Origin of the sequence: Klebsiella sp. NPDC088457 (genome assembly GCF_044900465.1) — a bacterium.
In the GTDB taxonomy this organism is placed as follows: Bacteria; Pseudomonadota; Gammaproteobacteria; order Enterobacterales; family Enterobacteriaceae; genus Klebsiella.
This window is the reverse complement of record NZ_JBJDNH010000067.1, coordinates 1-8694: the sequence shown is the minus strand read 5'-3', so window position 1 is coordinate 8694 and position 8694 is coordinate 1. Positions and strand designations below refer to the sequence as shown.

The 8694-nt window shown below is 55.0% G+C and carries 10 protein-coding genes; 4 read left to right on the top strand and 6 right to left on the bottom strand.

Annotated features, from left to right (window positions below; all coding sequences use genetic code 11):
* The first annotated feature begins 255 nt into the window (after nucleotides 1–255).
* From ACI2JR_RS26205 to nlpE, 3 genes are read left to right on the top strand one after another with little or no spacing between them, the layout of a single operon-like run.
* Entirely contained in the window at nucleotides 256–801 is a 546-nt protein-coding gene (locus tag ACI2JR_RS26205; protein ID WP_132729829.1) for a YaeQ family protein, read from the top strand.
* On the top strand, nucleotides 798–1211 hold the full coding sequence (arfB, locus tag ACI2JR_RS26200) for an alternative ribosome rescue aminoacyl-tRNA hydrolase ArfB (protein WP_462479851.1): 414 nt from the start codon (nucleotides 798–800) through the stop codon (nucleotides 1209–1211). The genes ACI2JR_RS26205 and arfB overlap by 4 nt, the downstream gene beginning before the upstream one ends.
* A 43-nt stretch (nucleotides 1212–1254) precedes the next feature.
* Nucleotides 1255–1953, top strand: a complete 699-nt coding sequence (gene nlpE / locus ACI2JR_RS26195; RefSeq protein WP_132729827.1) for an envelope stress response activation lipoprotein NlpE — start codon at nucleotides 1255–1257, stop codon at nucleotides 1951–1953.
* A gap of 73 nt (nucleotides 1954–2026) precedes the next feature.
* On the opposite strand, the gene proS is transcribed toward nlpE, so the two are convergent.
* The 6 genes from proS to metN form a co-directional block, all read right to left on the bottom strand.
* A complete protein-coding gene (proS, locus tag ACI2JR_RS26190) occupies nucleotides 2027–3745 on the bottom strand; it encodes a proline--tRNA ligase (protein ID WP_132729826.1) in 1719 nt (572 codons plus the stop codon).
* A 112-nt stretch (nucleotides 3746–3857) separates the two neighbouring features.
* Nucleotides 3858–4565 (bottom strand): tRNA (N6-threonylcarbamoyladenosine(37)-N6)-methyltransferase TrmO, encoded by a 708-nt coding sequence (tsaA, locus tag ACI2JR_RS26185; RefSeq protein ID WP_132729825.1) that lies wholly within the window; start codon nucleotides 4563–4565, stop codon nucleotides 3858–3860.
* Nucleotides 4562–4969 carry an Rcs stress response system protein RcsF gene (gene rcsF / locus ACI2JR_RS26180; protein ID WP_132729824.1) on the bottom strand — a complete coding sequence of 136 codons (408 nt, stop codon included), beginning with the start codon at nucleotides 4967–4969 and terminating at the stop codon, nucleotides 4562–4564. The genes tsaA and rcsF overlap by 4 nt, the downstream gene beginning before the upstream one ends.
* 108 nt (nucleotides 4970–5077) lie before the next feature.
* On the bottom strand, nucleotides 5078–5893 hold the full coding sequence (locus ACI2JR_RS26175; RefSeq protein ID WP_132729823.1) for a MetQ/NlpA family lipoprotein: 816 nt from the start codon (nucleotides 5891–5893) through the stop codon (nucleotides 5078–5080).
* Between the two features lie 82 nt (nucleotides 5894–5975).
* Nucleotides 5976–6629 carry a methionine ABC transporter permease MetI gene (locus ACI2JR_RS26170; protein ID WP_132729822.1) on the bottom strand — a complete coding sequence of 218 codons (654 nt, stop codon included), beginning with the start codon at nucleotides 6627–6629 and terminating at the stop codon, nucleotides 5976–5978.
* Nucleotides 6622–7653: a methionine ABC transporter ATP-binding protein MetN gene (gene metN / locus ACI2JR_RS26165; RefSeq protein WP_132729821.1), complete on the bottom strand. Its 1032-nt coding sequence runs from the start codon at nucleotides 7651–7653 to the stop codon at nucleotides 6622–6624. Before metN ends, ACI2JR_RS26170 begins: the two co-directional genes overlap by 8 nt.
* A gap of 188 nt (nucleotides 7654–7841) precedes the next feature.
* Here metN and gmhB point away from each other — a divergent pair, with 188 nt between their 5' ends.
* The gene (gmhB, locus tag ACI2JR_RS26160) at nucleotides 7842–8408 is read left to right on the top strand and encodes a D-glycero-beta-D-manno-heptose 1,7-bisphosphate 7-phosphatase (protein ID WP_132729820.1); all 567 of its coding nucleotides are present in this window, start codon (nucleotides 7842–7844) and stop codon (nucleotides 8406–8408) included.
* Nucleotides 8409–8694: the final 286 nt, after the last annotated feature.

The following is an 8694-nucleotide window of genomic DNA, read 5'->3' as shown; positions in this document are numbered from 1 at the left end:
AGGACTCCGCTGGCTATTTCCGCATACCGCTTGCGTATTAACTCACAATAGTGGTCCACATGCCCTCCTGTCAGTATTCTGACTCAACCGTGGGATGCAAGTTTAAGCCTACGAAGATACACTCTGTTTAGCAAGGTGACTATACCATAGTCATTTAAGCAATATCAGCAGGATGAAAAGGGAGGCGCGGATTGCCGGCAGCCTTTTGTCGCCAGTTTCGTTACAATGTCCGCCATTTATTTCAGGAGTTTATTCATGGCGCTGAAAGCGACAATTTATAAGGCCACGGTGAACGTTGCCGATCTGGATCGCAACCAGTTTCTCGACGCCAGCCTGACGCTGGCTCAGCATCCGTCGGAAACCCAGGAGCGCATGATGCTGCGGCTGCTGGCGTGGATCAAATACGCCGACGAGCGTCTGCAGTTTACCCGCGGCCTCTCTTCAGATGACGAGGCGGAGCTGTGGTTGCTCAACGATCACCTCGGCGTTGACCTGTGGATTGAGCTCGGTTTACCGGATGAGCGGCGGATTAAAAAAGCCTGCTCCCGGGCGCAAGAGGTGGCGCTGTTTGCCTACAATAGCCGGGCCGCTGAAATCTGGTGGCAGCAAAATAAGAGCAAGATGGCGCAGTTCAGCAAACTGACGGTCTGGTATCTGGATGATACGCAGCTTGCGCAGCTCAGCGCTTTTGCCGATCGGACGATGAACTTACAGGCCACGTTGCAGGACGGTAGCATCTGGTTATCTGATGCTAAGAATAATCTGGAAATTAATTTAACCGCCTGGCAGCCGCCGGCATGATTACGATTAGCCGCAGCGTCGCCATTCCGGATGACGAATTTACCCTTTCCGGGATCCGCGCCCAGGGCGCGGGCGGCCAGCACGTGAATAAAGCCTCAACCGCTATCCATTTGCGTTTTGATATCAAGGCGTCGAGCCTGCCTGAGTATTATAAGGAACGTTTACTTGCCGCCAGCCACCACTTAATTTCTGCCGACGGTGTGGTTATCATTAAAGCTCAGGAATATCGCAGCCAGGAGATGAATCGCGATGCGGCTATCTCTCGTCTGGTGGCCTTAATCAAAGAATTAACCGCAGTGCAAAAAAGCCGCCGGGAAACGCGGCCGACCCGGGCCTCAAAAGAGCGCCGGCTGGCCTCGAAGGCACAAAAGTCCTCGGTAAAAGCGCTGCGTGGGAAAGTTCGTCAGTAGACGCCCATGGCGAACGGGTGGAATGGATGATAAGGAATGAACAGTGAAGAAAATTGTATTTTCAGCGGTGGTAGCGGGCTCGCTTTTTGCGCTGTTTGGCTGTAACCATCGTTCAGAGGTGGAGACGCTACAGCCAGCGCCGATGGAAGAACTGAAGCCTATGCAGCAAAGCTGGCGCGGCATCTTACCGTGCGCCGATTGCGAGGGCATTGAAACCTCGCTGTTCCTCGAAAAAGATGGCAGCTGGATAATGAATGAACGCTATCAGGGCGTCAGCCGTGAGCCGTCATCGTTCGCGTCGTACGGCACCTGGGCGCGTACTGCGGATAAGCTGGTATTGACCGATAGCAAAGGTGAGAAGTCCTGGTTCCGGGCGAAGGGCGAGACGCTGGAAATGCTCGATCGGGAAGGAAATCCGCTTGAATCAACGCTGAACTATAGCCTGAAATCGGTAAAAGCCAGTCTGCCGACCACGCCGATGGCCATGCGCGGAATGTACTTCTATATGGCGGATGCGGCGACCTTTACCGACTGTGCGACCGGTCAACGCGTTGCGGTCGCCAATAATGCCCAGCTTGAACGCGATTATGCCGCCGCCCGCGGGACGCAAACGCGCCCGGTGCTGCTGGTGGTAGAAGGGCACTTCACGCTGGAAGCCAACCCGGACAGTGGGGAAATGGTCAAAACGCTGATGGCGGATAAAGACATTCAATTCGTCCCGGGCAAAGACTGCAACCCGTAACCGCTTGTCGCGGTAGAAAAGAAAAGGCCTCGCATCCGCGAGGCCTTTTTGTTTTTCGTCGCGATCTGCGGAATTAGCCTTTAATGGCGCCAACCAGGTAATTGACGATATCGCCGGTTTTGATCAGCTGCTTCTCGCCGTTACGACGATATTTGTATTCGATATCGTCGTTGTCGAGGTTGCGATCGCCGAGAACGATAGTATGCGGGATACCAATCAGCTCCATATCGGCAAACATCACACCCGGACGCTCTTTACGGTCATCCATCAGCACTTCGATGCCCTGCGCGCGCAGTTCACCATACAGCTTCTCAGCCAGCTCCTGCACACGGTAGGACTTGTGCATGTTCATCGGCAGGATCGCGACCTGGAAAGGCGCAATGGCGTCCGGCCAGACGATGCCGCGCTCATCATGATTCTGCTCGATGGCAGCGGCCACCACGCGGGTCACCCCGATACCGTAGCAGCCCATGGTCAGCACCTGGTTGCGCCCGTCTTCGCCCTGGACGGAGGCGTTCATCGCCTGCGAGTACTTGGTACCCAGCTGGAAGATGTGGCCCACTTCGATACCGCGTTTAATCAGCAGCGTACCCTGACCGTCCGGGCTCGGATCGCCGGCGACGACGTTACGGATATCGGCGACTTCCGGCGTGGCGACATCGCGATCCCAGTTAATGCCGAAGTAGTGTTTGCCATCAATATTGGCGCCGGCAGCAAAATCGCTCATTGCGGCCACGGTCCGGTCAATCACCACCGGAACCGGCATGTTGACCGGACCCAGAGAACCCGGACCGGCGCTGACGATGGCGCGAATCTCTGCTTCGGTGGCAAAGGTCAGCGGGCTGGCAACCTGCGGCAGCTTCTCCGCTTTCACTTCGTTCAGCTCATGGTCGCCGCGAACCAGCAGGGCGACCAGCGGATACGCGCTGTCTTCTACCGCTTTAACCAGCAGCGTTTTGACGGTTTTCTCCACCGGCAGGTTGAACTGCTCAACCAGCTCGGCGATGGTTTTGGCCTGCGGCGTATCGACCAGGGTCATCTCCTGGGTTGCCGCTGCGCGCGGCGTTTGCGGCGCTAACGCTTCTGCGAACTCGATATTGGCTGCGAAATCAGAGCTGTCAGAGAAGATAACGTCATCTTCGCCGCTCTGTGCCAGCACCTGGAACTCATGCGATGCGCTACCGCCGATAGAACCGGTGTCAGCCTGTACCGCGCGGAAATCCAGACCCATGCGGGTGAAGATTTTGCTGTAGGCGGCATACATTGCATCGTAGGTTTCCTGTAGCGATTCCTGAGTGGTATGGAAAGAGTAAGCATCTTTCATCAGGAATTCGCGAGAACGCATTACGCCAAAGCGCGGGCGAACTTCGTCGCGGAACTTGGTCTGAATCTGGAAGAAGTTCAGCGGCAGCTGCTTATAAGAGTTCAGCTCGTTGCGGATCAGGTCGGTGATCACTTCTTCATGCGTCGGCCCGAGGACAAACGGCCGGTCGCCGCGGTCAACGAAGCGCAGTAGCTCCGGACCGTATTGCTCCCAGCGACCGCTCTCCTGCCATAAGTCCGCTGGCTGCACCACCGGCATGGACACCTCGATAGCACCGGCGTTGTTCATCTCTTCACGCACGATGTTTTCGACTTTTTTCAGGACGCGCAGGCCGGTCGGCAGCCAGGTGTATAACCCGGAGGCCAGCTTACGGATCATCCCGGCGCGCAGCATCAACTGATGGCTGATGACTTCGGCGTCGGCAGGTGTCTCCTTTTGAGTGGAGAGCAGGTATTGGCTAGTACGCATGTTGTTACGGTTCCATGTGGACGATCGGAACAGGCTGGCGGACCAGCCTGAAACAAAAAAAGTGGTTTAGTTTACCAGTGTGGCAAAGATGCCAAAAGAGAGGAAAATAAAATTAGCGCGCTTCAAGGGAAAAGACTTCAAAACCGGACGGAATCACGCGCCAGCGCACGTTAAAATCAAGCAGCCAGACGGCATAGGTTTTCCCCGCTTCTTCCTCTTTTCGATAGGCCGGACGGGGATCCTGCGCCAGCACTTCGCAAATGAATGCTTTCAGGCGCGGGTAGCGTTTCTCCAGGGCCAGTAGCTGCGTTTCCATTTCAGGAGTAAAGCTGACCGCCATCTCCGCCAGCGGCGCCTGCTGGGCGTAGCTGGCGCTGGCATCCGGCAACGCTTCGGCAAAGGGCAGATACGGTTTGATATCGACCACCGGAGTACCATCGACCAGATCCAGACTGCCAAGCTGCAGTATTACCTGCTCCTTATGGCAGCGAACGCCCTTGAGCTCAACCAGCGACATGCCGATAGGGTTTGGGCGAAAGGTCGAGCGGGTGGCGAAAACCCCCATCCGCGCATTACCGCCGAGGCGGGGAGGGCGCACGGTAGGCCGCCATCCGCCTTCCATCGTCTGATGGAAAACAAACAACACCCACAGATGGCTGAAGGCTTCCAGGCCGCGCACGGCGTCAGCCTGGTTATAGGGTGGCAGGAGGTGCAGTTCGCCGCCGCCGTTTTTGACCAGCCCCGGCTGGCGCGGCACGGCAAATTTTTCTTTATACGGCGAGCGAATAACGCCTATCTGCGCGAACTGAAATGCGCTCATTGCGCCGAAACGTTCAGCGCTGAACCCAGGCAAACGGCCTGGCGATAGCATCCTGGTGTCCCGCTGGTGACTTCGCAGCTGTGCAGCAGCACCGCGTTGGCTTTCATTTTGGCCGCGTTGATCTGCAGACGCTTGCGCGCGGTTGGGATATTCGGCGGCGAATCCTGGTTACTCGCCTGGCATGATTCACCGCTCACTTCACCGAGATCGCGGAAAGGCTTGCCGACCAGTGCGGATGCATCGGTATAAATGCGTACCGGCGCCGGGCGCGTAACTTTCGGTTTTGCCGGTTCCGTTCTGGCGGGGGCGGTTGCGGTGCTTTGTACAGGTTCGACGGGAGATCTGCTTAGCATGGAACAGCCGCTTAACATGAGTGCTAACAAACAGACCGGTAAAGCACGCATAGTATTTCCTCAATAAATAATCAAACAGGGCGCTATTGAATCAGGTGCTTGCATAAATGACAAGACGGGCATAAAGCCCGTCCTGAATGATATTACGGTGAAAAAAGATTACCAGCCTTTCACCGCACCGCCGTTAAAGATTTTATTCGCGGCTTCGTACACTTCGTCGCTCTGGTACGCCTGAACAAATTTCTTAACATTTTCCGCGTCTTTGTTGTCTTCGCGAGCCACAATCAGGTTAACGTACGGAGAATCTTTACCTTCGACGAAAATACCATCTTTCGCTGGAGTCAGGCCGATCTGGCTGGCGTAGGTGGTGTTGATCACCGCCAGAGCGATCTGCGCATCGTCGAGGGAACGCGGCAGCTGCGGCGCTTCCAGTTCAACAATTTTTACGTTTTTCGGGTTTTCAATGATATCCAGGGAGGTTGGCAGCAGACCTACGCCTTCTTTCAGTTTGATCAGGCCAACTTGCTGCAGCAGCAGCAGGGAACGGCCGAGGTTGGTCGGATCGTTCGGAATGGCAATCTGGGAGCCCGGCTGTAGCTCGTCGAGGGATTTAATTTTCTTGGAGTAGCCGGCAATCGGGTAGACAAAGGAGTTGCCAACGGCAACCAGTTTGTAACCACGGTCTTTAATTTGCTGATCGAGATACGGTTTGTGCTGGAAGGCGTTAACGTCGATGTCGCCTTTGCTCAGCGCTTCGTTCGGCAGCACGTAATCGTTGAAGGTCACCAGTTCAACGTCGAGACCGTATTTCTCTTTCGCCACTTTCTGTGCCACTTCAGCAACCTGCTGCTCTGCACCAACGATGACGCCGACTTTGATATGGTTCGGATCTTTTTCATCCTGACCGCAACCCACCAGAGCCAGAGAACCGATCAACGCGCCGACTGCCGCAAAGGTTTTGAAATTAAAGGCCATGTTATTTCCTTCTTGTAAGAGTCTGTGTACACGCGTCATTCAGGCCGCCCTGAGGCGGCTGAATGATGTTGTGTCGATAATGTTATTTGTGAGTCACAGCCCGGACGATACGATCGCCAGAGAATTGAATTAAATAAACCAGAATAACCAGTAATACCAGCACGGTATTCATGACCGTGGCGTTGTAGCCGATATAGCCGTACTGATAGCCAATCTGCCCCAGACCACCGGCACCGACCGCGCCGCCCATGGCGGAATAACCGACCAGGGTAATAAGGGTGATGGTCGCCGCGTTGACCAGACCCGGCAGCGCTTCCGGCAGCAGTACTTTACGCACGATCTGCATCGGCGTGGCGCCCATCGCGCGCGAAGCTTCGATAAGCCCGGTTGGAATTTCCAGCAGCGCGTTTTCCACCATCCGGGCGATAAACGGCGCGGCGCCGACCGTCAGCGGCACAATCGCCGCCTGCAGACCAATCGAGGTTCCGACAATCACCCGGGTAAACGGAATCATCCACACCAGCAGGATAATAAAAGGAATCGAACGGAAAATGTTAACCACCGCGGACAGCGTTCGGTATAGCTTCGCGTTAGCCGCAATCTGCCCCGGACGGGTGACGTACAGCAGCACACCCACCGGCAGGCCGAGGACAAAACCGAAAAAGCCGGAGACGAAGGTCATGGCCAGCGTTTCCCACACGCCGCGCAACAGCAGCCAAATCATTGCCTCAGACATATCCCAGTACCTCTATTTTTACATGATTTTCCTGCAGCCAGGCGATAGCGGCCTGGGTATCCTCCGTGGTGCCGTGCATCTCGGTCAGCATAATGCCGAACTTCACGCCGCCGGCGTAGTCCATCTGCGCGCTAATAATGTTGTTGTTCACATTAAAGCGGCGAGCGGTTTCAGAGAGCAGCGGGGCATCGACGGAATGACCGGTAAACTCCATGCGCAGCATCGGAACGCTATCGGGAAGCGCATTCGGCTTCAGTCGAACCTGATAGTCATCCGGGATATCCAGGTGCAGCGTCGATTGAATAAACTGCTGCGCCAGCGGGGTTTTCGGGTGAGAGAAGACTTCGCTCACCGTATCCTGCTCAATCAACTGGCCATTGCTGATAACCGCCACGCAGTCGCAGATGCGTTTAACGACGTCCATCTCATGGGTAATCAGCAAAATCGTCAGACCGAGACGACGGTTGATATCTTTCAGCAGCTCGAGAATGGAGCGCGTGGTTGCCGGGTCGAGGGCGCTGGTGGCTTCATCGCACAGCAGAACCTTGGGATTACTGGCCAGAGCGCGGGCGATCGCTACGCGCTGCTTCTGGCCGCCGGAGAGATTTGCCGGGTAACTGTCATGCTTATCGGCAAGACCGACCAGCTCCAGCAGTTCGCTCACACGGCGTTTAATTTCCGCCTGCGGCGTATTGTCCAGCTCCAGCGGTAGCGCCACGTTGCCGAAAACGGTACGTGAAGAGAGCAGATTAAAGTGCTGGAAAATCATGCCAATCTGGCGACGTGCGCGGGTCAGCTCTTTTTCAGAAAGCGCGGTCAGTTCCTGGCCGCCAACCTGGACACTGCCCTCGGTCGGACGTTCAAGCAGGTTGACGCAGCGGATTAAGGTACTTTTACCCGCGCCTGAGGCGCCGATAACGCCATAAATTTGCCCGGCGGGGACATGCAGGCTGACATCATTCAGCGCCTGTATGGTGCGATTCCCCTGCTGGAACACTTTGGTGATATGCGAAAGTTTAATCATCAGTTATTTATTATCGTTTAGCCGTTTGCCGTGGCATTTTCTTCTGCCGTGTGCAGGCGATGCCTGTCAATGAAATGGATGTTAAGGCATCCAGACGTCTAAATCAATGTGCCTCTGTATAATAGGCACTTTCTTGCATGGCGAAACATGCGATACTAATCAGACTAGCCTTTATCAGGAGCACACCGGTGGCAAAGTCAGTACCCGCAATTTTTCTCGACCGTGACGGTACCATTAATGTCGATCATGGTTATGTCCACGAAATCGACAACTTTGAATTTATCGATGGCGTTATTGATGCCATGCGGCAATTAAAGGAGATGGGGTTCGCCCTGGTGGTGGTCACCAATCAGTCCGGTATCGCCCGCGGTAAGTTTACTGAAGCGCAGTTTGAAACCCTGACCGAATGGATGGACTGGTCCCTTGCCGATCGCGGCGTTGATCTGGACGGTATCTACTATTGTCCGCATCACCCGCAGGGTACCGTTGAAGAGTACCGCCAGACCTGTGATTGCCGTAAGCCGCATCCAGGGATGCTAATCTCCGCACGCGACTACCTCCATATCGATATGGCCGCTTCTTATATGGTTGGCGACAAAGTAGAAGATATGCAGGCAGCGGCAGCCGCAGATATTGGAACCAAAGTTCTGGTCCGCACCGGTAAGCCGGTTACGCCTGAAGCGGAGAATGCCGCCGATTGGGTGCTGAATAGCCTGGCCGAGCTGCCGGAAGCCATCAAAAAGCAGCAAAAATAAGCGTTGCGTATAAAAGATGAGCGGTTGAAATAAAAATGTATTTTTCCGCTTGTCATTCCCGTTCGGCTCCCTATAATGCGCCTCCATCGACACGGCGCTGATGAGAAACATCCTACAGCGACGGTGAGTCGGAAAGAGAAAAATCCTGAAAAATGGGGTTGACTCTGAATGAGGAAAACGTATTATACGGGACCTCGCGACAGAGCGCTAAAGCGCGTCGCAACTGCTCTTTAACAATTTATCAGACAATCTGTGTGGGCACTCAAAGTGACATGGATTCTTAACG